Source organism: Aquimarina sp. Aq107, from assembly GCF_943733665.1.
Lineage (GTDB): Bacteria > Bacteroidota > Bacteroidia > Flavobacteriales > Flavobacteriaceae > Aquimarina.
Genome location: NZ_OX030782.1, coordinates 5224656 through 5248654, shown reverse-complemented (window position 1 = coordinate 5248654; position 23999 = coordinate 5224656). Strand labels below are relative to the sequence as shown.

The 23999-nt window shown below is 32.6% G+C and carries 25 protein-coding genes; 13 read left to right on the top strand and 12 right to left on the bottom strand.

The annotated features are described in order from the left end of the window. Window positions 1-22: 22 nt before the first annotated feature. Window positions 23-1033, top strand: coding sequence for an NAD-dependent epimerase/dehydratase family protein (locus NMK29_RS22725; protein WP_108804893.1), 1011 nt, complete (start codon window positions 23-25; stop codon window positions 1031-1033). Here the strand turns inward: NMK29_RS22725 and NMK29_RS22720 are convergent. Genes NMK29_RS22720 through NMK29_RS22710 form a run of 3 tightly spaced genes read right to left on the bottom strand, consistent with a single transcriptional unit; the run spans window position 1002 to window position 3615 of the window. Beyond that, complete coding sequence (locus NMK29_RS22720) at window positions 1002-1544, bottom strand: DUF4296 domain-containing protein (protein WP_108804892.1); 543 nt, start codon at window positions 1542-1544, stop codon at window positions 1002-1004. The genes NMK29_RS22725 and NMK29_RS22720 overlap by 32 nt on opposite strands. Then, window positions 1541-2881 carry a dihydroorotase gene (locus NMK29_RS22715; RefSeq protein WP_108804891.1) on the bottom strand — a complete coding sequence of 447 codons (1341 nt, stop codon included), beginning with the start codon at window positions 2879-2881 and terminating at the stop codon, window positions 1541-1543. Before NMK29_RS22715 ends, NMK29_RS22720 begins: the two co-directional genes overlap by 4 nt. Before the next feature lie 2 nt (window positions 2882-2883). Next, a complete protein-coding gene (locus NMK29_RS22710) occupies window positions 2884-3615 on the bottom strand; it encodes a polyprenol monophosphomannose synthase (RefSeq protein ID WP_108804890.1) in 732 nt (243 codons plus the stop codon). A gap of 176 nt (window positions 3616-3791) precedes the next feature. On the opposite strand from NMK29_RS22710, the gene NMK29_RS23920 reads away from it, so the two are divergent. After that, window positions 3792-4445 carry a DUF4271 domain-containing protein gene (locus NMK29_RS23920; protein ID WP_108804889.1) on the top strand — a complete coding sequence of 218 codons (654 nt, stop codon included), beginning with the start codon at window positions 3792-3794 and terminating at the stop codon, window positions 4443-4445. A 35-nt stretch (window positions 4446-4480) separates the two neighbouring features. Then, window positions 4481-5227, top strand: a complete 747-nt coding sequence (locus NMK29_RS22705; RefSeq protein WP_027394855.1) for a uroporphyrinogen-III synthase — start codon at window positions 4481-4483, stop codon at window positions 5225-5227. Between the two features lie 107 nt (window positions 5228-5334). Here NMK29_RS22705 and pckA read toward each other — a convergent pair whose 3' ends face one another. Together pckA and NMK29_RS22695 are read right to left on the bottom strand one after the other, a co-directional pair. Next, window positions 5335-6951, bottom strand: coding sequence for a phosphoenolpyruvate carboxykinase (ATP) (pckA, locus tag NMK29_RS22700; RefSeq protein ID WP_108804888.1), 1617 nt, complete (start codon window positions 6949-6951; stop codon window positions 5335-5337). Between the two features lie 67 nt (window positions 6952-7018). Further along, window positions 7019-7402 (bottom strand): DUF423 domain-containing protein, encoded by a 384-nt coding sequence (locus NMK29_RS22695; RefSeq protein ID WP_108804887.1) that lies wholly within the window; start codon window positions 7400-7402, stop codon window positions 7019-7021. A 153-nt stretch (window positions 7403-7555) separates the two neighbouring features. Between NMK29_RS22695 and NMK29_RS22690 the strand changes: the two genes are divergently transcribed. The 3 genes from NMK29_RS22690 (at window position 7556) to NMK29_RS22680 (ending at window position 10806) form a co-directional block, all read left to right on the top strand. Further along, window positions 7556-8926 (top strand): saccharopine dehydrogenase family protein, encoded by a 1371-nt coding sequence (locus tag NMK29_RS22690; protein ID WP_108804886.1) that lies wholly within the window; start codon window positions 7556-7558, stop codon window positions 8924-8926. A gap of 69 nt (window positions 8927-8995) precedes the next feature. Next, entirely contained in the window at window positions 8996-9466 is a 471-nt protein-coding gene (locus NMK29_RS22685) for an Lrp/AsnC ligand binding domain-containing protein (protein WP_027394851.1), read from the top strand. Next, on the top strand, window positions 9463-10806 hold the full coding sequence (locus NMK29_RS22680; protein WP_108804885.1) for a glycosyltransferase family 39 protein: 1344 nt from the start codon (window positions 9463-9465) through the stop codon (window positions 10804-10806). Before NMK29_RS22685 ends, NMK29_RS22680 begins: the two co-directional genes overlap by 4 nt. Here NMK29_RS22680 and NMK29_RS22675 read toward each other — a convergent pair. From NMK29_RS22675 to NMK29_RS22650, 6 genes are all read right to left on the bottom strand, one after another. After that, complete coding sequence (locus tag NMK29_RS22675) at window positions 10795-12210, bottom strand: NAD(P)/FAD-dependent oxidoreductase (protein ID WP_159092318.1); 1416 nt, start codon at window positions 12208-12210, stop codon at window positions 10795-10797. The genes NMK29_RS22680 and NMK29_RS22675 overlap by 12 nt on opposite strands. Window positions 12211-12290: 80 nt before the next feature. Continuing rightward, a complete protein-coding gene (locus NMK29_RS22670; protein ID WP_108804883.1) occupies window positions 12291-12983 on the bottom strand; it encodes a zinc metallopeptidase in 693 nt (230 codons plus the stop codon). Between the two features lie 105 nt (window positions 12984-13088). Continuing rightward, window positions 13089-14204 (bottom strand): alanine dehydrogenase, encoded by a 1116-nt coding sequence (ald, locus tag NMK29_RS22665; RefSeq protein WP_027394848.1) that lies wholly within the window; start codon window positions 14202-14204, stop codon window positions 13089-13091. Window positions 14205-14337: 133 nt separating this feature from the next. Next, the gene (locus tag NMK29_RS22660) at window positions 14338-14619 is read right to left on the bottom strand and encodes a SemiSWEET transporter (protein WP_234424318.1); all 282 of its coding nucleotides are present in this window, start codon (window positions 14617-14619) and stop codon (window positions 14338-14340) included. A gap of 90 nt (window positions 14620-14709) precedes the next feature. Then, the gene (leuS, locus tag NMK29_RS22655; RefSeq protein WP_108804882.1) at window positions 14710-17523 is read right to left on the bottom strand and encodes a leucine--tRNA ligase; all 2814 of its coding nucleotides are present in this window, start codon (window positions 17521-17523) and stop codon (window positions 14710-14712) included. A 59-nt stretch (window positions 17524-17582) separates the two neighbouring features. Then, window positions 17583-18515 carry a ketopantoate reductase family protein gene (locus NMK29_RS22650; RefSeq protein ID WP_108804881.1) on the bottom strand — a complete coding sequence of 311 codons (933 nt, stop codon included), beginning with the start codon at window positions 18513-18515 and terminating at the stop codon, window positions 17583-17585. 107 nt (window positions 18516-18622) lie between these two features. Between NMK29_RS22650 and NMK29_RS22645 the strand changes: the two genes are divergently transcribed. The 7 genes from NMK29_RS22645 to NMK29_RS22615 all read left to right on the top strand — a co-directional run bounded on the left by NMK29_RS22645 (window position 18623) and on the right by NMK29_RS22615 (window position 23313). Next, window positions 18623-19501, top strand: coding sequence for an ABC transporter permease (locus NMK29_RS22645; RefSeq protein ID WP_108804880.1), 879 nt, complete (start codon window positions 18623-18625; stop codon window positions 19499-19501). Window positions 19502-19512: 11 nt separating this feature from the next. Next, window positions 19513-20346 carry a prolipoprotein diacylglyceryl transferase gene (gene lgt, locus NMK29_RS22640; RefSeq protein ID WP_108804879.1) on the top strand — a complete coding sequence of 278 codons (834 nt, stop codon included), beginning with the start codon at window positions 19513-19515 and terminating at the stop codon, window positions 20344-20346. Between the two features lie 5 nt (window positions 20347-20351). Beyond that, window positions 20352-20756, top strand: a complete 405-nt coding sequence (locus NMK29_RS22635) for a hypothetical protein (RefSeq protein WP_108804878.1) — start codon at window positions 20352-20354, stop codon at window positions 20754-20756. After that, the gene (locus NMK29_RS22630) at window positions 20740-21003 is read left to right on the top strand and encodes a DUF3098 domain-containing protein (RefSeq protein ID WP_108804877.1); all 264 of its coding nucleotides are present in this window, start codon (window positions 20740-20742) and stop codon (window positions 21001-21003) included. Before NMK29_RS22635 ends, NMK29_RS22630 begins: the two co-directional genes overlap by 17 nt. 62 nt (window positions 21004-21065) lie before the next feature. Continuing rightward, a complete protein-coding gene (locus NMK29_RS22625) occupies window positions 21066-21860 on the top strand; it encodes an undecaprenyl-diphosphate phosphatase (protein ID WP_108804876.1) in 795 nt (264 codons plus the stop codon). A gap of 9 nt (window positions 21861-21869) precedes the next feature. Further along, window positions 21870-22577, top strand: a complete 708-nt coding sequence (gene truB / locus NMK29_RS22620; protein WP_108804875.1) for a tRNA pseudouridine(55) synthase TruB — start codon at window positions 21870-21872, stop codon at window positions 22575-22577. Window positions 22578-22608: 31 nt separating this feature from the next. Further along, window positions 22609-23313, top strand: coding sequence for a hypothetical protein (locus tag NMK29_RS22615; RefSeq protein ID WP_159092317.1), 705 nt, complete (start codon window positions 22609-22611; stop codon window positions 23311-23313). A 1-nt stretch (window position 23314) separates the two neighbouring features. On the opposite strand, the gene NMK29_RS22610 is transcribed toward NMK29_RS22615, so the two are convergent. After that, on the bottom strand, window positions 23315-23926 hold the full coding sequence (locus NMK29_RS22610; RefSeq protein WP_199915064.1) for a thioredoxin family protein: 612 nt from the start codon (window positions 23924-23926) through the stop codon (window positions 23315-23317). Between the last annotated feature and the right edge of the window lie 73 nt (window positions 23927-23999).

Below are 23999 nucleotides of genomic sequence, written 5' to 3'. Positions count from 1 at the left end.
TTAGTATTATAGAACAAAAACTATGATATTAGTTACCGGAGCTACAGGCTTAGTAGGCACTCATTTATTAATTAAACTAGTTGAAGAAAAGCATCAAGTACGCGCATTATACAGAACAATTGATAAAAAAGAATATGCAAAAAATATATTTGTTCAATGCTGTAAACCTGAAGATAAAAATGCATTCGATACTATAGATTGGGTACAAGGCGATCTTAATGATATTCCTAATCTTACAAACGCTTTTGATGGAATCACTCATGTATACCATTGCGCAGCTATGATATCATTTAACCCTTCTCACTATAAAAAACTTCGTAAAACTAATATACAAGGCACTGCTAATATTGTAAATTTATCGCTGATTCATAATATACAGAAGCTTTGCTATGTAAGTTCCATAGCAACAATAAGCGAAAACAATTTACAAAAACCAATTAATGAAACTTCGGAGTGGAATCCAGAAATTTCTGATTCTGTTTATGCTATTACAAAATATGGTGCCGAAATGGAAGTTTGGCGTGGTACACAAGAAGGATTAGATACTGTAATTGTAAATCCGGGTATTATTATTGGTCGTGGTTTCTATAATTCTGGAAGTGGATATTTATTTAAGAAAATCCATAAAGGAATGAAATTCTATACCACAGGCACCACAGGATATGTAGCTGTAAATGATGTAGTAAAAATAATGCATCGACTTATGAATAGTGAAATAAAAAATCAGCGATACATATTAGTTTCAGAAAACTTGAGCTTTAAAAGTGCATTCTCAATGATTGCTAAGGCACTTAATAAACCTACTCCCAAAAAGAAAGTATCTCCATTTTTAATGAAAGTTGCCTTTTACTTACAAAAGTTCAGCCATATATTCTTTAGAACAAAAAGAACCATATTTAAGTCTTCTATAAAAAGTGCTTTCTCTAATTCCTTTTACGAAAATGATAAAATAAAAAAAGAACTTACCTATAGTTTCACTCCTATGGAAAAAGCTATTGAAACTACTGCTTCTTTTTTCCAGAAGCAGCATTAGGAAGGCTTCTTTTCTTTACAGCATTTTCCTTTTCTACGTCCATTAGTTCTTCCTTAATCGATTCTAGTTCATCCAGATCTTCGGGTAAAATTTTATCATCTTTAAGGTTATTTTTTACCCTTTTAATAGAGTCTGATATCTTTTTTAATGAATCCTCTTCCTTTTTTAATTTTTCAAATTTAATTTTTGAGACTTCTAAATTACTTTTCACTTTATTGAAAATCTCTTCATATTGATCCAACTGACTGGTATACCAATTATTATTAGCTTCAAAAACTAAACTATCAATCCCATGTTTTTCGAGAATATAAGATTCCGGGTTTATTTTCTGGATATCAAAAACCTTTTTATAACTTCCTTTTGCCGCTTTTACAAAGGCAATATCTGTAAGTATTTCAACCATCTTGTCCTCTGCAATAAGATTATCAGGCTTATCTGGTGAGTTTAATTTTTGACAAGAAAAACTAACCAAAATGATTGCAAAAACACTATATACTAAGCTCTTTTTCATCTATCAAAAGTTAATCGTTGCGCATTTTTCACGTCATAAAATTTAAAATTCTTGTATACTAAACTTCCATTAACGAACGTGTGAGTGATTCTTGACTTAAAGGTAGTTCCCTCAAATGGTGACCAACCGCATTTATATGCTATATTATCAGTATTAACAGTCCACGGAGCATTTAGATCCACTAAAACCGCATCAGCACAATACCCTTCTTTAATGTAACCTCTCTTCTCTACCTGAAATAAGATCGCAGGATTATGACACATTTTCTCTACAATTTTTTCTAAAGAAATCTTATCTCTATGATAAAACTCCAACATAGCAGGTAATGCATGCTGTACTAATGGTCCTCCTGAAGGAGCTTTTGTATATACATTGTCTTTTTCCTCTTTAGTATGAGGAGCATGATCTGTAGCAATCACGTCTAATTTATCATCAAGCAATGCTTGAAACAAAGCATCTCTATCTTTTGATGTTTTCACAGCAGGATTCCATTTTATCAAAGTACCTTTTTGCCTATAATCCTCATTAGAAAACCAAAGGTGGTGTATACATACCTCTGCCGTAATTTTTTTATCTTTTAATGGTATTTTATTTGTAAATAACTCTAATTCCTTTGCCGTAGAAAGATGAAAAACATGCAACCTCGCTCCGGTTTTTTTAGCTAAAGCAACAGCTCTAGAAGATGATAAATAGCAGGCTTCTTCACTTCTAATTATAGGGTGCATATCAATAGGAATATCATCTCCATATCGTTCTTTATATATTGCAGTATTATTTTTAATAGTTTCCTCATCCTCACAATGTACCGAAATTAACAAGTCCGTCGATGAAAATATTTTTTCTAACACTTCAGGATTATCAACTAACATATTCCCTGTAGAGGAACCTAAAAATAACTTAAGACCTGCTACATTATTCGGATCTACTTTTAGTATTTCCTCGAGATTATCATTTGTCCCTCCAAACATAAAAGAGTAGTTAGCATAACTAGTTTTAGCCGCTATATCAAACTTTTCTTCAAGCTTTTCTATCGTAGTTGTCTGTGGATTTGTATTTGGCATCTCAATAAAAGAGGTAATTCCTCCGGCTATAGCAGCTCTAGATTCTGTCTCTATCGTGGCCTTATGTGTTAGCCCTGGTTCTCTAAAATGAACTTGATCATCTATAACTCCTGGCAAAAGATATTTTCCTTCAGCATCAAACACCTGCACATCTGGAGATTTAGCACTAATTTGGGAAGCTATTTCTTTAAAGAAGCCATTCTCTATGTATACATCTCCGTTAAAAATCTTTCCTTCATTAACAATATTAGCATTCTTAATCAATACACTATTCATGATCATATTTCATAACTATTAAACATACTCTTTAATTTCATTCGTAAAACTCCAAAAACAGCTTCAGAAATAATTCCTTTACTCATCTTAGAAGTACCACGTGTTCGGTCCGTAAATATTACGGGTATTTCTTTTATTTTAAATTTTGATAAATAAGCTTTGTACTTCATTTCAATTTGAAAAGCATATCCAACAAACTTTATTTTATTAAGATCGATTTTTTCCAAAACCTCTCTTTTGTAGCAAACAAAACCTGCTGTAGTATCATGAATATTCATTCCAGTAATAAAGCGCACATATTTTGATGCTAACCAAGATAAAAGTACTCTACTCATTGGCCAATTAACAACATTCACACCTGTTACATATCTCGATCCTACCGCTACCTGTGATGTCCCTTTAGCACAAGCATTATACAATCTTATTAAATCATTTGGATTATGTGAAAAATCCGCATCCATTTCAAAAATATATTCATAGGATTTTTCTAAAGCCCATTTAAATCCTGTAATATAAGCCGTACCCAGCCCCAACTTACCTTCCCTTTCCAACAAAAACAAATGTTCCGGATACTCTTCCTGCAGCACCTTAACTTTTGCTGCTGTACCATCTGGAGAGTTATCATCTACAATCAGAATATCGAAATCACGTTGGAGTGCAAGCACATTTTTTATTATACGCTCCACATTTTCAATTTCATTATAGGTAGGAATAATTACTACGGCATCCACCATCTAAGCTGTTTTCAGGCAAATATAACTAAATAATCACTAGATTATTTTCAGTTTTTAAGGCTATTATTATTGTTTATTTATATAACTATCCCAAAAAAATAGTGTTGCATCTTTATTTACAACACTTTATTTTATTATGTTATACGTATGACTTAATTTTACCTCTTTAAAAGAGTATGAAATTTATTGCGAGAGAACTTATTTCGACAGATTGGATCACCATAGTAATTATGGTATCAATTACGTTATTAGCATCTGCTAAACTTATAAATTCTATTCGTTTTTCTGAATTTATAATGCTTTTTAACACTAACAAATATGTAGTTGTTAATCAAAAAGGAAATAAACTTTCTACATTTTTCAACTCCGTTCTTATTTTAGCACAGATTCTTTCTATATCTCTTTTTGCATATTTATGTATAGAGGCTTTCCAATGGCAAGGAGATAGTATTGATATGATGTTCTATTTTAAAATTGCTTCTCTTTACCTTTTTGTCTTTATATGTAAAATTTTAATTGAAAAGATTATTTCGACAATATTTTCAATCGAAACTTTGATTGAAGATTATTTATTCTATAAAATATCATATCGTAATTTTTTGGGGGTTATTTTATTACCTCTTAATTTATTATTCGTTTATAGTGTGAAACCTTCAAAAATTGTTATGATTATATTGATAGTTTCTTTACTACTATTAAACCTAATCATACTTTTTTCTGTATACAGAAGGAATGAAAACGTCATTTTAAACAACTTGTTTTATTTTATTTTGTATCTTTGCGCTCTTGAAATCGCACCCTATTTTATGCTGTACAAGCTAATTATATAATTATTAGGATGACGTATTAGAAATAAAGACTATATATGAAAGTGAAAACGATTTTGGTCTCACAGCCAGAGCCTAAAGTAGAAAATTCGCCTTATTTCGAACTTGAGGAGAAAGAAAAGGTAAAAATTGACTTTATACCGTTTATTCACGTAGAGGGCGTAGATGCTAAGGAAGTGAGACAACAAAAAGTGGATTTATCGCAATACACTGCTATTATACTTACCAGCAGAAACTCTGTAGATCATTTTTTCAGAATTGCTGAAGAAATGCGTTTTAAAGTTCCTGACGCTCTTAAGTATTTTTGTCAGAGTGAGGCAGTTGCTTATTACTTGCAAAAGTATGTAGTTTATAGAAAAAGGAAGATTTACGTAGGTAAACGTACTTTTCAAGAGTTAACTCCTTTGATTAAGAAATATAAAAATGAGAAGTTTTTATTACCTTCTTCAGATAAATTAAAGCCAGAAATTCCAGATACTTTAGACAATTTAAAGGTACAATGGAAGCAAGCTATTTTTTACAAAACAGTAGTTAGTGACCTCTCTAACTTAAGAGATGTATTTTACGATATACTAGTGTTTTTTAGCCCTTCTGGGATAAAATCACTATTTGAAAACTTCCCTGATTTCAAACAGAATGATACACGTATTGCCGTTTTTGGAAATTCTACAGTAAAAGCTGCTAAAGAACATAACTTGGAAGTGAACATACAAGCTCCCACTCCAGAAACACCTTCAATGACTATGGCATTACAGAAATACATTAAAGAAGCAAACAAAAAATAAATATATACTATATAACTACTTATACATATAGTTTAATAAAACAATAAAGCCAGGAATTTAAATTCCTGGCTTTATTGTTTCTGAAAATTACTTTTCGTTAGTTATCTCTAAAAACCATATCGTTGTGGACCTCCTCTACGGATCTCCTCATTTGCATACGATTCAAACTTTTTGAAATTCTCTCTAAACGCATTTGTTAACTTAAATGCAGTTTTATAATATTCTTCATCATTATTCCAAGTAGCTCTTGGACTAAGAACAGTTGTTGGAACTCCAGGACACTCTCTTGGCTGGGCAACTCCAAACACAGAATGAATATGATAGTTATCGTAGGAATATAATCCTAGATCACCATTAAGAACCGCCTGAATCATAGCACGTGTGTACTTAAGCTTAATCCTAGTCCCTACACCGTAAGGACCGCCTGTCCATCCTGTATTCACTAACCATACATTAACACCAGTATCCTTCATTTTCTTAACTAACATCTCAGCATATTTAGCTGGGTGTAATGGCATAAATGGCGCACCAAAACAAGCGGAAAAAGAAGGTGTCGGTTCTACAACTCCAGCTTCAGTTCCAGCAACTTTAGCCGTATACCCAGATATAAAATGATATGCAGCTTGACTTGGAGTTAGCTTTGAAATAGGAGGCATTACACCAAATGCATCAGCAGTTAAAAAGAATATGTTCTTTGGGTTTTTACCAATAGAAGACTCCTGAATATTTTCAATATGATAAATTGGATAACTTACTCGTGTATTCTGAGTTATAGAAGTATCTGCATAATCAACCTCTCCATCATTATCCATTATTACATTTTCAAGAATCGCTCCTTTTTTAATGGCTCCATATATCTCTGGTTCTTTTTCTGCAGAAAGATCAATTACCTTCGCATAGCAACCACCTTCGAAATTGAAAATAGTATTTTCTTTTGTCCATCCGTGTTCATCGTCCCCAATTAATTTACGATTAGGGTCCGTAGACAAAGTAGTCTTACCTGTTCCAGAAAGACCAAAAAAGATAGCTGTATCTCCTTTTTCACCTACATTAGCTGAGCAATGCATTGGAAGAGTATCTTTATATACAGGTAATATGAAATTCAATGCAGAAAAAATACCTTTTTTGATCTCACCAGTATATCCGGTTCCACCAATAAGTGCTATTTTTTTAGTAAAATTTAATATCGCAAAATTATGCTGGCGTGTACCATCAACAGATGCATCAGCCATAAAACCCGGAGCATTAATCACCGTCCATTCTGGATCAAATCCTTTTAACTCCTCTTCTGTTGGCCTAAGAAACATATTATAAGCAAACATATTAGACCAAGGATACTCATTGATCACTCTTATGTTTAGTTTATAATCAGGATCTGCACAAGCATAGCTATCTCTTACAAATATCTCCTTACCAGAAAGATACGAGATAACTTTGTCATACAGCTTATCAAAAGCATCTGGCTCGAAAGGAATATTGATATCACCCCACCAAATTTTTTCGGCGGTTATTTGATCTTTTACAATAAAACGATCCATTGGCGAACGACCAGTAAACTCACCCGTATTAACAGCTAGTGTCCCATTTTTGGTAAGTTTTCCTTGTTCTTTTTGCACCGTTTCTTCCTGAAGCTCTTCTGGAGATAACTGGTAGCGTATTGTCGCATTTTCAATACCGTAATGCTTTAACGAAATCGTTTTCGTAATTGGATACAGTGGTTCCATAAAAATATGTTGTGTTTGTTATGTTTGACAAAATTATAAATAAAAACTACACCAACCGTCAAAAAAATCACTTAATCTTAACAAGAGAAATTATAAAGAAAATCCAACCAAGAATTAACATCAACCCTCCTAAAGGCGTAATAAATCCAATACTTGACAAAGAAATTCCTAATAATTCATCCATAACCAAAAGATAAATTGACCCGGAAAAAAGAATCATTCCTATTAAGAAGAAATAAAAAATACGTTTTTTGGCAACATCTTGTATTATAGTCATGTTACCTAAAATAATGCAAAAAATTGCATGATACATTTGATAACGAATACCCGTCTTAAAGGATTCGATATTACTCCCATCTACGAGTTTCTCCAATCCATGTGCTCCAAATGCTCCTAATAGTACAGCTAGTAAAGCCGCAACTCCTCCGGTAATCAAAATTGTTTTATTCATTCCTTTTTCAGCAATAATTGATCATTTTTTTAAATAAAAAATGAATTTTAGACAAATTTTATCTCAAAATATAACGAATACGCCAAAATAGAGAACTTACTTTTTGATGTATTTACTACATTCGCATCAAAGTTATCAAAATAATATTTAGATATGCGAAAGATACTAGTCATTGGCGCAGGTAAATCAACAGCAGTTTTAATCAAATATTTTCAGGACAAATCTATTTCTGAAAATTTAGATATTACCATTGGAGACATTTCTCTTTCAAACGCAAAAGCATTAGCTGCTAACCATCCTAATACCAAGGCTATTACCCTAGATGTTTTTGATCAAAACTCTAGAAAAAAAGCTATCGAAGATGCTGATATTGTAGTTTCCATGTTACCTGCAAGATTTCATATTGAAGTTGCCAAAGATTGTCTAAGATTAGAAAAATCAATGGTAACTGCTTCTTACGTGAGCAAGGAAATGAAAGAACTACACGAAGAAGTTAAGAAAAAAGGACTTATCTTCATGAACGAAATTGGAGTAGATCCTGGTATTGATCACATGAGTGCTATGCAAGTGATTGATAGAATAAGAAATCAAGGTGGTAAAATAATTTTATTCGAATCTTTTACTGGAGGATTAGTAGCCCCAGAAAGTGACACCAATCTTTGGAACTATAAATTCACTTGGAATCCTAGAAATGTAGTCGTGGCGGGACAAGGAGGTGCTGCAGAATTTCTTCAAGAAGGAACTTACAAATACATCCCTTATCATAAACTATTTAGAAGGACAGAATTTCTAGAAGTAGAAAAATATGGTCGTTTTGAAGCATATGCGAATAGAAATTCATTAAAATACCAAAGCATATATGGCTTAGAAGACATTCTAACTTTGTACCGCGGTACAATAAGAAGAGTTGGATTTTCTAAAGCTTGGAATATTTTTGTGCAATTAGGAATGACTGCAGATGATTACACACTAACCAACTCAGAGCATATGAGTTACCGTGATTTCACAAATTCATTTCTAGCATACTCACCCACAGATTCAGTAGAATTAAAGCTACGCCACTATCTAAAAATCGATCAAGATGATATAATATGGGATAAGTTATTAGAACTCGACATTTTTAACATTGATAAAAAAGTCGGGATTCCTAATGCAACACCAGCACAGATCCTACAAAAAATTTTAATGGACAAATGGACATTAGATGAAGGTGATAAAGATATGATTGTTATGTACCATAAGTTTGGATATGAACTTAATGGAGAGCGCAAACAAATAGACGCTACCATGGTTAGCATTGGAGAAGATCAAAAATACACTTCTATGGCAAAAACTGTTGGACTTCCTGTGGCAATGGCAACGTTAAAAATACTAAATAAAGAAATCACATCTACCGGAGTACAAATACCTATTACAGAAGAAATATACGCACCTATACTAAAAGAACTAGAAGAGTACGGAATTATATTTAATGAAAAAGAGCGTGAATACCTGGGATATAATCCTGATGGTGTTAAAGGATAATTCTAAAAAAAGTTCTGATTTTAAATCTTATCCTCTATTTTTGGTTAATAATTGTAATCATATATCTTTATGAAAAGCCAATATGGTAATCTAAAAATAGATGGTATAGACAAAGAGATTCTTCGTAACCTTATGGAAGATGCGCGAAGACCTATCCTAGAAATTGCCAGAAAAATTGGTATTTCGGGTGCTGCTATTCACCAAAGATTAAGAAAACTAGAAGCTTCTGGCCTTATCGCGGGATCTAAATTTATTATCGATCCAAAAATTTTAGGATACAAAACTATGGCTTTTGTCGGAGTCTACTTAGATAAAGCTGTCAGCAACCCAAAAGCGGTTAGACAGTTAAAAGATATCCCTGAAGTTATCGAATGTCATTACACCACTGGAAATTGGTCTATTTTTATTAAAATCCTTTGTAAAGACAATGAACATTTGATGAATGTATTAAATAAAGAAATACAAGCCATCGAAGGTGTTTCAAGAACCGAAACATTTATATCTTTAGACCAACAAATAAGCAGACAGATAAAAATATGACAATCAAGATTAGTCCTTTTACTATTGGCTTAATAGGATTTCATCTTTTATTCTTGATAATAAAAATTTTCATTGGAGATTTTTTCTTAATGGACTCCTATGAATATTATGAATTAGCTAAGAACATTTTAACTAATTTCGAATTCTACTCAAGAGATTTGAATGACGCTATAGATTACCGACATTATACAAAAAGACCTCCTTTATATAGTATATTTATCATTATCTCTTCTTTATTTTTAAAAACCAAAATAGGAATATTACTGTGTCAAAATCTTATTTCCATATGCAGCATATTACTGATCAAAAAAGTGTTTGAGGAAAATAATTTCAAAATAAATAATGGTCTCTTTTTCTTTTTTATTATTACATCTATAAATCAATTCATATACAGCAATCTTATAATGAGTGAGATTTTTTTTCAATTCATTATAGTACTGCTCATCTATAGATTGCATCAGTGCTTAAAAACCCCTTCTTGGAAAAATGTCCTTTGGTATCAAATAGTTATAATACTATTGTTTCTAACAAAACCTGTTTTTTATTTATTTATAGTTCCTAATATTTTTATCACTTATTTACTATATAAAAAAACCAAAATCCGATTTAGCCCTTTTAGCGCTATTTTACCAATCCTAATTTTTATCTTATACGTATCGTGGAATTTTAAAAGAACCGGAAGTTCTGATTTTTCGAGCATTCAGAACATTAATTTATTAGAATGGAATCTAAAATACTTTCATGAGAATAAATTCGGTGCAGAAAAAGCGAGAACAATTTCTAATCAAATCAAACAAGATGCAATAGCAATTAATAGTTACAAAAAGCAACAAGATTTTATAAAAAGAGAGGTGATCTCGTATCTAAAAGATGACATCGTAGGCTACGGTATATTTCACGCAAAAGGATGTGTACGAATATTTATAGATCCGGGTAGATTTGATTTATTTAATTTTTTCAAAATGCATTCTGAGAACCCAGAAGTTGGTCTACTGCACCATATTAATAATAAAGGTGTTCGAGGAGCAATAACCTTTCTAAAAAACCAACCAATACCCCTTCTTTTTATCCTGAGTATTATTTTGATTTTTAACCTCTTAAAAGGCGTTGGGTTTATTTGGTTTTGGATAAAGAATTATCGTGAAACAAGTTTCATATTAGCAACAATATTATTTATTATTTTATATATCGTTGCACTGACAGGTCCTTTGGGAGCTTCAAGATTTTTCGTACCTATTCTACCTAGTTATTTAATTATATCCGTATTAGGCTTTAGTAATTTAACAACTTCACTAAAGAGTTACTACACTGAGAAAAAAAGAAAGAAATTATTGAATTAATACATCCTTAACTTCACCATCTTCCTGATATTCTGTATCTGTATTAATTTTCCATAAATCAATTTTGGTGTTGTTTACGATATTCTCTGCTGCTAGGATTCCCATTAAAATAGAATGATCCTGATTATTATATTTAAAAGCACCATATCTACCTATTGGAGTTAATTTGTCTATCCCAATAAGATAATCTTCTATAACATCAAGATGCTTACGATATCCTATTTCGTATACAGGATAACATTTAGGAACTCGTACAATCTTGGTATTTTCTATTATTTCTGTCTCTCCTATTAATTTTAGAGTTTTCAGCTCTTTGATAGCTAAATCGCTAAGATATTGATCCTTTTCTTTCCATACTGGGTCTGCATCAAAAGCCCAAAATTCTAAACACAGAATAGTGCTGTTTTTACCTTTATTTAAACTTGGACACCAATTCCTAAAATTAGTAATTCTCCCATGTCTAACTTCTGGAGAATGCACGTAAATCCAATTATCCTCAAATAAATCATCTCTATCTATCTCTAAATACACCAAAATTGTGTTTCTAAAATATAACTTATTAGAGGCGTCTAAAACCGACTTTGGAACAGAACCTATTCCTTTGAGCAAAGAGGTTAGCGGCATAGATGATATTACATAATCAGCTTCATGTTTCTCTCCATCTATTGTTATTACTCCTTTACACTGATTATTCTCTATAACTATACTCTGAACAGGCTTATTTTTATGTATAACGCCACCATTCTCCTCGACATAACTAGCTGAACGTTCATATAGAGTACCTGTACCATTTTTGGGATATGAAAATTCATCCACCAAAGTTTTATGTTTATTTCCCTTATTTCCTTTAAAAGCGTTCCATACCGCTTCAAACAAAGAGAGTCCTTTTATTCGTTGCGCAGCCCAATCGGCATCAATTTTAGAGCAGGGTATACCCCATAATTTTTCTGTATAATATTTAAAGAAAATAGTATATAGCTTTTTTCCAAAACGATTAGTAACCCATTTTTCGAAGGTTTCCGGATTTCTAATTGGGAATATGCGCTGTTTTCCATAATAAAATAGAATACTAAAAATGGTAGCAATTGATAGATTACTCAGTACATTTAACAATTTAAGAGGGTAATCAAAAAAACGTTTTTTGTAATATATACGTGTAAGACGACTTACTAATGTATAATCTTCTTTTATTATTTCATCAAAAAAATTATTGATTTTAGGTTCTTTAGAAAAGAACCTATGCGGCCCTAAGTCTACTCTTTGTCCCCAAAGGTCAAAACTTCTAGACATTCCTCCAATATTAGGAGATGCCTCAAAAACCACCACATCTATATCATTTTTACTTAGCGTATACGCAGCGCTTAATCCTGCTGGTCCAGCACCAATGATAATTACCTTTTTCACCAATTTATTTTATATATAAAATTAGTGCCAAAAGATACTGAAATAAAAACAAGACAAAGGCTAATATCCTTCTATATTATCTAATCTCTTCTGCCTAAAAACATGGATATAAAATAAAGTAATGTCGCTAAGGATCCTAAAGCAGCTACTAAATAAGTTCTTGCTGCCCATTTTAACGCATCTTTTGCACCATTATATTCTTCTTGGTTAACCATTCTATTATCTTCTAACCAAGCTAACGCACGATTACTAGCATCATACTCCACCGGAAGTGTAATAAAAGCGAATAATGTAGTCACTGCAAACAAAATAATACCAATTAGAAAGATTGTATTTCCAAGTAAAGAACCTGTAAAAGACAATCCTAAACCAACCATGATAACAAGGTTCGACAACTTACTAGCAATACCTACAGCCGGAACAATCTTAGATCTCATTGTAAGCCAACTATATGCTGTTGCATGTTGTACTGCATGACCCACCTCATGAGCTGCTACGGCTGCAGCGGCTGCATTTCTTTGACTATACACTACCTCGCTTAGATTAACTGTTTTATTTCTAGGATTATAGTGATCCGTTAATTGTCCTTTAGTCGAAATAACCTTTACATCACGTATCCCATTATCATCCAACATTTTTTGAGCAATCTCAGCTCCACTCATTCCATTTTGTAAGTGTACATTAGAATAATGCTTGAATTTACTTTTTAGTTTATTACTAACATAAGAACTTACTAAGAAGATAATCCCTGCTATTACATAATATCCCATCATAATTAAAAACTTTTTGTTATTAAATTTACAACAATAAAAGCAAAAACCTCGCCATAAAGACGAGGTTTTCAGTTAAATAAACTTGAGTTAGCCAATAAGTCGAGTTTAACTTAAATAGTTATTTACATCTTCCAGAGGAAGGTTAAATGCTTCTGAAATAGCAGGATACACAACATCTCCATTGATTACGTTTAATCCTTTTTTAAGAGGTTCGTTATCTGCACAAGCTGCTTTCCAACCTTTATTTGCTAATTGGATAGCATATGACAAAGTTACATTGGTAAGTGCCAAAGTTGACGTATAAGGTACTGCTCCTGGCATATTTGCTACAGAATAATGCACCACATCATCTATAATATAAACTGGATCTTGATGTGTAGTTGGTTTTGTAGTTTCAAAACAACCGCCTTGATCTACAGCTACATCTACCAATACCGTTCCTGTTCGCATATCTTTAAGCATATCACGAGTGATAAGCTTAGGCGCTTTTGCTCCTGGTATTAATACACCTCCAATAATTAAATCAGATGTTTTTATATGTTTACGAACTGTATATTCGTTAGAAAATTCAGTATTTACATTGGCAGGCATTACGTCATCTAGGTAACGTAATCTTTTCATACTAATATCAAGAATAGTTACATCAGCTCCCATTCCTGCTGCCATCTTAGCTGCTTGAGTACCTACTACACCACCACCAAGAACTAATACCTTAGCTGGAGCAACTCCAGGCACACCACCAAGAAGAATTCCTCTTCCTTTTAATGGTTTCTCCAAATATTTAGCTCCTTGTTGGATCGACATACGTCCCGCTACTTCACTCATCGGTGTAAGTAATGGCAAACTACGATCAGGATCTTCTACTGTTTCGTAAGAGATACAAACCGATCCATTCTCGATCATAGCTTTTGTTAAAGGCTCACTTGATGCGAAATGGAAATAAGTGAATAATAATTGATCTTTCTTGATCAATTTATATTCTGGTTCTATAGGCTCCTTCACCTTTATAATCATTTCTGCCGTTGCATACACCTCTTCTATAGTAGGTAATATTTTTGCACCAGCCTCAATATATTCTTCGTCACTAAAACCACTCTGAAGACCAGCATTTTGCTGAATGAAAACAGTGTGACCATGTCCAACGAGTGCCATCGTACCAGCAGGCGTAACACCTACTCTGTTCTCGTTATTCTTGATTTCCTTAGGAACACCAATTATCATATTCTTATTTTTGGGTCGAAAATAGAAGTTTTCTTGAAATAAACCAATAAAATACACTTAAAAAATATCTTATCCGTAATTTACCAAAACTTAGTAAAACTTGTTAAAAAACAATCAGGATTGGCAGTTTTCTTTAGTTTTTATAGCGAATTTTAAAATAGAGCAATAAAAAGCCTGATATCAAAGTAATCAGATTGCATAAAATTATAGGTAAACTTTTTATCAAAAGACCATAACCCAGCCAACATGATACTCCAGTCACAAAAATTAATAACATAGATAGTGATAAACTTTCAGCAGATTTAGTCTTCCAGGTTTTATACACCTGTGGTAAAAAAGCAGCTGTTGTTAAGGTTGCTGCAACAAATCCAAGAATTTCTACTGAGTTGATCATATCTGTTACTAAAAAAGTCATAAACTTATTATAGTCACACTGAGCCTGTCGAAGTATTACAACACAAAAGTCTTCGACAGGCTCAAACTGACATAAATTTCTTTCTAAGAACTACCCAACAACATTCACAATCTTTCCAGGTACAACGATTACTTTTTTAGGCGTACGTCCATCTAATTGTTGTTGTGTTTTTTCGTGTGCCATAACTGCAGCCTCAATATCTTCTTTACTTAAATCCAAAGGAAGTTCCATTGTAAAACGCATCTTACCATTAAAGGATATAGGATATTGTTTTGTGCTTTCTACCAAATGTTTTTCCTCAAAAACTGGAAAAGCAGCTGTAGCTATAGATTCATTATGGCCTAATTTATTCCATAATTCTTCTGCAATATGCGGAGCGTAAGGAGAAACCAGTACCAATAACGGTTCTAAAATTTCTTTGCTATTACATTTCTGAGCAGTTAATTCATTTACTGCAATCATAAAGGTACTTACCGAAGTATTAAAAGAAAAGTTCTCTATATCTTCTTCTACCTTTTTGATGGTTTTATGCAATGTCTTTAAGTTATCTTTTGTGGGTTCTGAATCAGTCACACCAAACACATCTCCATTATGGTATAGTTTCCATAATCTCTTTAAAAATCCATGCACACCAGTAATTCCTGCTGTATTCCAAGGTTTTGCTTGCTCCAATGGTCCTAAGAACATTTCGTATAATCGTAAACTATCAGCTCCATATTGATCGCAAACACCATCCGGATTTACCACATTAAACCATCTTTTAGACATTTTCTCTACCTCTCTCCCGACAATGTACTTACCATTTTCAAGTTCAAATTCTGCATCCTTAAATTGCGGTTGCCAATTTTTTAAATCCTCAGGCAATAACTCATCAGATGCATTTATCATATTAACATCCACTCTAAGTTCCTCTACATCGTACTGATCTTTCAATCCTTTGGAAATATATTTATTCGTGCCACTGACCCTATAAACAATTGCACTTGTACCCAAAATCATCCCTTGGTTGATCAACTTTTTCGCAAATTCATCCACAGGAACAATTCCTCTATCAAATAAAAATTTCTGCCAGAAACGTGCATATAATAAGTGACCAGTTGCGTGCTCACTTCCTCCTATATATAGATCTACTTCTTTCCAGTAGTTAATTGCATCCTGTGAAAAAACCTCATCTTCATTATTAGGATCCATGTATCTATTAAAGTAATATGAACTTCCCGCCCAACCCGGCATGGTATTTAACTCCAAAGGAAAAACTGTATCATGATCTATAAAATCATTAGATACGACTTCATTTTTAGTAGTATCCCAAGCCCAAACATCTGCTCTACCTAATGGCGGTTCACCTGTTTCGGTTGGTAAATATTTTTCTACTTCAGGTAATTCTATTGGTAAATGTTTTAGCTCAATCATTTGCGGCATACTATCTACATAATATACCGGAAACGGCTCTCCCCAATATCGCTGACGACTAAATACTGCATCACGCAATCTATAATTAATTTTACCTTTTCCTTGACCTAATTTCTCTAGTTCATAAATCGCAGTTTTTACTGCTTTTTTATATTTCAAACCATTTAAGAAATCAGAATTAGCAATAATCGTATTGTCTTTATCTGCAAAAGCTTCTTCAGAAATATCTACGTCTTCAAAAATATTAGGAATATCAATCCCAAAGTGTTTTGCAAAATCATAATCACGTTGATCTCCGCAAGGTACAGCCATAACTGCTCCAGTTCCGTATCCCGCTAACACATAATCGCCAATCCAGATCGGCACAGGTTCTTTTGTAAATGGATGCTCTGCGTAAGCACCTGTAAAAACACCACTGATTGTTTTTACATCAGCCATACGATCACGTTCACTACGTTTTGCTGTAGCTTCTATATATGTATTTATCGCTTCTTTTTGTTCGGGAGTAGTAATTTTAGCTACCAATTCATGTTCTGGAGCCAATGTCATAAAACTTACACCAAAAATAGTATCGGGACGCGTAGTAAACACATCGATCACCTCATCATGACCTTTTACATTAAAGGTTACACTTGCTCCTTCTGAACGACCAATCCAATTCGTTTGAGAATCTTTTAGAGGCTGTGGCCAATCAATCGTATTTAATCCGTCAATTAAACGTTGTGCATATGCAGAAATACGCATACTCCATTGCGTCATCTTTTTACGGATCACCGGATAACCACCACGTTCAGAAACTCCATTAACGATTTCGTCATTTGCTAACACTGTTCCTAATTGCGGACACCAGTTAACTTCTGTTTCGGCAAGATAGGTTAATCTATATTTTAATAATACTTCTTGTTTTTCTTTAGATGAAAAAGCATTCCAATCTTCAGACGTGAAAACAATCACATCTTCATCACATACTGCATTAATATTTGTATTTCCTTCTTCGGAAAACAATTGTTCTAATTCAGCAATTGGTCTTGCTTTATCAGCGTTATTATCATACCAAGAATTAAAAAGCTGAATAAAAATCCACTGAGTCCATTTATAAAATGTAGGATCACTCGTTTTAACTTCTCGACTCCAATCAAAAGAAAAACCAATCTTATCTAATTGTTGACGATATCTAGCAATATTATCCTTAGTAGTAATTGCAGGATGTTGCCCAGTCTGGATAGCATATTGCTCTGCTGGCAACCCAAATGAGTCATATCCTTGTGGATGTAATACATTGAAACCTTTGTGTCGTTTATATCGAGCATAGATATCACTAGCAATATATCCTAATGGATGCCCAACATGAAGTCCAGCTCCAGACGGATAAGGGAACATATCAAGTACATAATATTTTGGTTTATCGCTATTATTTTCAGCTTTAAACGTTCCATTCTCTGCCCAATAGGCTTGCCATCTGGCTTCAATCGTATTAAAATCGTAACTCATGATCTGAAATTAAGACCGCAAATTTACGATTTTATGCGAGTTAAGTGTACTTTTTTATCTTAGTTTTTAGCCTTTCTAGCTTTTGCTTCCATTGGTTGTAAACAACTATAAATAAATGTATTTGTAGGTGTCTCTACGCCTAGTTTTTCACCTTCTTTCACAATAAATCCATTAAAATTATCTAACTCTGAAGGCTTACCCTCCATAATATCCCGCTGTGTAGAGGCTGTTGCAGTATACGGCTGTTTACCTATAAAATTCATAATTCCCTCCACAATGTTTGGTGGCATTACAACTTCTTTTTTTAGAGCGACTTTATATATCTCGAGAGCAGTATTCTTAAGCATTTTATTCAATTCTGGATGCGCATACATTTCTCCTATTGTTGCTCTTGTCAATGCCCCTAGGCCACTAACGGTAGCAATGAACATAAATTTACTCCAGATATCTACTTGAATTTTTTCTGAAACTCTATTCTTAAATCCTGATTTATCAAAAACTTCTTTTACTTTTAATAAATGCTGCGAAGTATTTTCATTTAATTCTCCAAAAATCACCTCTGGAGTATGACCAAAATGTGAAATAATTCCAGGAGATTCTATCTTACTATAAATTTTACACAATCCGCCTAATACATGCTTTTTATCAATTACAGACATCACTTTCTCCGCATTATCTGCACCATTTTGCAAAGGAATCACGAGGGTATTATCTTTTAGAATTGGTTTAATCAGTTCGGTTGCTTGTTTTACCTGCCAAGATTTAGTACATATTAATATCAAGTCCGCCTTATCAACTTTTTCGATATTATCCGTTACAAGAAAAGGCTGAGTTTCGAAATCCCCATCAATACTTTTAATCTTTAATCCATTATTAAGTATTGCTTGAAGATGGTTTCCTCTAGCAATCATAGATACTTTTTGTCCAGAATGAGATATTTTCCCTCCGAAATATCCTCCAACACCGCCAACACCAATAATTACTGTATGCATATTATAAGCTATATTAAAATAACAATGCTTGTAAGTTTGCGTTATTTATTAAGAAACCAAAATTAGTTAACTATTCTTTATTATTTTTACCTGCAAAACAAATCTCTATGGGCTCATCTTTCGAAAAATATCAGAAGCGTAGACTAATATCCTCTTACTTCTCTGTGGTGATTAGTATCTCTCTGGTACTTTTCCTTTTAGGTTTATTAGGGCTTTTGGTATTAAACACTAAAAAAGTAGCTGATCACTTTAAAGAAAAAATTGCACTTACCATTTATTTAAAAGATACTGCCAAAGAAGTAGAGATAAAACAGATGGAAAAAAGTTTAGCACTTGCAGAATACACAAAATCAACTACCTACATTTCTAAGGAAGAAGCGGCCGAAGAGCACAGCAAAGATATAGGAGAGAATTTTATGGATTTTCTTGGTTATAATCCTTTACAAAATTCAATTGATGTTTATCTTAAAGCCGACTTTGTAGATCAAGTAAAAATTGATGAAATTACTACTACTATTACCAAAAAAGATTTTGTTGACGAAGTAACATATGATAAACCGCTTATATCCTTGCTAAATGATAACATCAAGAAAATTAGCTTTTGGGTGTTGTTGATTAGTGGGATTTTTACTTTTATCGCAGTACTTTTAATTAATAGTTCTATAAGACTTTCCGTTTATTCTAAACGATTTATTATTAAGACTATGCAGATGGTAGGCGCCACGAAAAGGTTTATACGCAAACCTTTTGTTTGGAAAAGTGTTCGCTTAGGGATGATAGGTGCTATTGTTGCGCTAATTGGAGTTGGAGTAGTTTTATATTATTTAGATAAGGCTTTTCCGGAGTTAACATTACTTAGTGACAAAATATTATTGATTGGTTTATTCGGTGGAGTTTTTGGGATCGGGATTTTAATTACCTGGATTAGTACATTTTTTGCTACACAACGTTTTCTAAATCTGAGAACTGATGAATTATATTATTAAAAAGTAAATTCATGGAACCAATTTATTGGAACGTTAACCCAGAAATCACTACCCTTTTTGGTGTTTTTCCGTTGAAATATTATGGGCTGTTATTTGTAATAGGACTTTTATTAAGTTATGCTGTTTTAAAAAAGATATTTATAACAGAAAATATTTCTTTAAAAAATCTAGACACACTTGCCAACTACATATTCGTAGGAACTCTAGTGGGTGCAAGATTAGGACATTGTCTATTTTACGATTTTGAATATTTCTCACAGCACCTTTTAGAAATTTTTCTCCCATTTAAGATATCTTCTGATGGTTGGAATTTTACTGGTTTTACAGGTCTTGCTAGCCATGGTGGTGCAATTGGAATTTTAATTGCTATTTCATTTTTCATAAAAAAGACCAAACTACCTTTTTTATGGATTATGGATAAAACAGCTATTGTAATCCCTATAGGATGTGCTTTTATTCGATTTGGAAATTTCATGAATTCAGAAATCTATGGCAAACCAACCAATAGCAACTATGGAGTCGTTTTTATGAAAGATGATTTAATCGCTAGACATCCTACTCAACTGTACGAAGCCTTTTCTTTTCTAACTATTTTTGCGATTCTCTGGTTTATAAACAAAAAGAAAATATTCTTTAACCAAAATGGAGTTGTATTTGGCATATTTTTGATTCTAATGTTTTCTGCTAGATTCATCATAGAATTTTCTAAAGAGAATCAGGTAGCTTTTGAGGATAGTTTGGTATTAAACATGGGGCAAATGCTTAGTATTCCATTTATTGTTGCTGGTACAATTTTAATAATTTTGAAAATCAAGAAAACAGAAGTAGTTACTTCTCAAACTTAAAGCATATGAAAAAATTAGGGAAAATTTGGTTTGCTTGTTCTTTTGTTCTTTTTATAGTTTTTATAACAATTGCTTTTCAAACCTTTAAACCTATACAAAATGTACAACCAGATGATGTAATAAAAATAACAGGAGTTGTTTCTAACATAGAAGAACGAAGTGGTTTTGACATTGCTATCACTTTAGAAAACGATACTCATTACTATTATATCAATCGTGGATTAGAATATGGATTAACCATAGAAGAGTTACAAGATCAAATACTAAATAAAAAAGTGGTTTTGTATCCTATTCATAGATGGACTATATTTACACCTGACAAGATCATGGGGCATATAGCTAAACTAATGATTGATGATCAGGTAATTTTTAATGAAATTAACAACGATATTCATGAGCAAACATTCTAATAATACTTCAGTACACAAACCGGATTTTGTTTTTGGTAAAAAGAACTATGTAGTAATGGCGATCGGAATTGCAGTAATTGCACTAGGATTTATTCTTATGGCAGGAGGAGGAAGTGACGATCCTAACGTTTTTAATCCTGATATCTATAGTTTCAGAAGAATCCGATTAGCTCCTATGGTCGTTTTAATTGGTTTCGGAATTGAGGTCTACGCTATTTTATTGAATCCTGATAAGAAGAAAAGCTAACAAACAAACAATTTCTATTCTGGTAATTATATATTTGCATCGAATTTTACAAATTGTTCCTTATGGAAACTATTGATGCGATTATTTTAGGTGTTATTCAAGGGCTTACGGAATTCTTACCTGTTTCTTCTAGTGGCCATTTAGAGCTTGGTAAAGCCATTCTTGGTGATGAAAGTGTCCCAGAAGAATCATTACTATTTACAGTAGTCTTACATTTTGCAACTGCACTTAGTACTATTGTTATATTTAGAAAAGATATTTTTCAAATTATCAAAGGTCTTCTGCAATTCAAAAAGAATGATGAAACCATGTTTTCTTTAAGAATTATAGTATCTATGATTCCTGCAGTATTAGTTGGTTTATTTTTTGAAGAACAATTAGAACAACTTTTCGGAGGAAATATTCTTCTAGTAGGTTTTATGCTAATTATTACCGCAATTCTTTTATGGCTAGCGGATAAAGCTAAGGATACAAATAAGATAGTTACTACATCTAATGCCTTTATTATAGGAATTGCGCAAGCGATTGCTATGTTACCTGGAATTTCCCGAAGTGGTGCTACCATTTCTACTTCTGTATTACTTGGTAATGACAAAACAAAAGCGGCTCGATTTTCCTTCTTAATGGTAATTCCATTAATTTTTGGTAAAATTGGAAAAGACTTATTGAGTGGAGATTTAAATTTTTCTACAGAAAGCAATACACCTTTAATTCTTGGGTTCATTGCTGCATTTATATCAGGCCTTTTTGCCTGCACTTGGATGATTTCTTTAGTAAAAAAGAGTAAATTATCATATTTTGCCTTATATTGTATTATTGTTGGCGTTGTAGCCATCATTTTTGGTTTTATTAAATAGCCCCCAATAATGTTAACCGAACAAGATTATAAAGACGGTCAAGTCCTTTTGATCGACAAACCTTTACAATGGACATCCTTTCAGGTTGTTAACAAACTTCGTTGGTTAATTCGTAAAAATTTTGGGATTAAAAAAATAAAGGTAGGACACGCAGGAACTTTAGATCCTCTTGCTTCAGGATTACTTATTATATGTACCGGTAAATTCACAAAAAGAATACAAGAATTTATGGGACAAACCAAGGAATATACTGGAACTATTACGCTAGGAGCAACCACTCCTTCTTATGATTTAGAAACAGAAGTTGATCAAACGTTTCCTATAGATCATATTTCGGAGGAAATAATACACACCACTACAAAACAATTTATTGGTGAAATCGAACAATATCCTCCTGTTTTTTCTGCTTTAAAAAAAGATGGAAAACGACTCTATGAATATGCTCGCGAAGGAGAAGAAGTAACAATCGCTTCTAGAAAAATTACAATTACAGAATTTGAAATTACAAGAATAAAATTACCCGAAGTAGATTTTAAAGTAGTCTGCGGAAAGGGAACATATATTAGATCATTAGCGAACGATTTTGGAAAAGCATTAAAAAGTGGTGGTCACCTAAGTGTTTTAAGAAGAACTAAAATAGGTGAATTCTCGGTACATGATGCTATCAGTCCCGAAACATTTGAGAAACAGTTGCGTACAGAAATTGAAACTGCATAATATTCAAGAAGAAAAGTAGTTATAGATACCTATGGAATTTATAGAAAAACATAAAGCTTTAATAATCACATCAATGTTGATGGGTATTTTCGTTATGACACTCTATAATGTTAACATGGTCAATAAGAAAAAAGAACAATCTGAGATTCTTATGGAAATTCCAGAAGAATTAATGGAAGAACTTACTAAAGAAGAAGAACCTGAAATTCCGCAAGAAGAAGATCGACAATTAATAGCTTCCAAAAGAACTCACGATGCCTTTAATGAAGATTTTGAAGATTCTGAAGATTTTGAACAAAGAATAAAATCACTTACCGAAACTGCAGAAGCAACGGAAGAAACGTCTAATAGTGACCAACTTACCGAAGGTCAAGAAGCAATTGAAGAAGACATTACAACTGAAGAAGTTCCTGAGGCAAAAAAAGAAGAAAAACCAATTACTGAAGAGGTAAACAATCGAAATAGCTCTGTTACCTTTACCTTAAAAGGAAGAGAAAAAAAGGATATCCCTAATCCTATTTATACCTGTAATGGAAGCGGAAAAGTTGTTGTAAAAATTGAGGTGAACCAAAACGGCTATGTGATTGATGCTAAAATTGACAAAAAGAAATCCACTACTAGGAATGAATGTCTTTTTGACAATGCTTTAGACTATGCACAAGATGCACTATTTTCTTCTTCAGATTTAAAAGAACAAAAAGGATTTATTACCTATTATTTCAATTATGGAGGGTAAATTATAATAATTTCACCAAATCTTCCGCCACATTTTGTCCTTTATCTTTATTATACCAAACTTGTAAATCTTGTTTAAACTGAGGATCTAAACTTCCGTGCGCCTCTTTATAATCGTTTACCATTTTAGTAGCCACTGATGGTCTTGGACCCCAAGTATTTACTACTTGCTGCGTATCTTTATCATATGCTATTAACTTAGGTATAGATTTTCCACCATTAGTTAAAAAATTATTCATTAATTCATCATTATCATCTCTTGATACAATTCTAAGATCAATTCCTTCATTCATTTCAGAAAGCTTATTGATTACTGGTAAGGATTGCGCAGCATCACCACACCAACCTTCTGTTAATACTAACCAAGTAATGTTTGTTTCCGCTTTTGAAACCGTATCTACTATAGTTTCATTAATTTTTATAGTCTTGTCTAATCGTTTCATTCTACGATCATTTAACATACTATAATTAGTGAGTGCATCAGATTGTTCATGTCCGGTTGATTTTCCTTCAGCCAACAAACTGCTCACTATATTTCTATATTCTTGATAAGAATAGGAATTCTCTATTCCTCCTTCTATTAATTCATTTATTGTCATTGTAGTTGTCTCCATGTTTATTTGCTTACATCTTACACAATAGGACGATATAAAAGCTTAAAACTTACAAATAATATTCGATACCGAA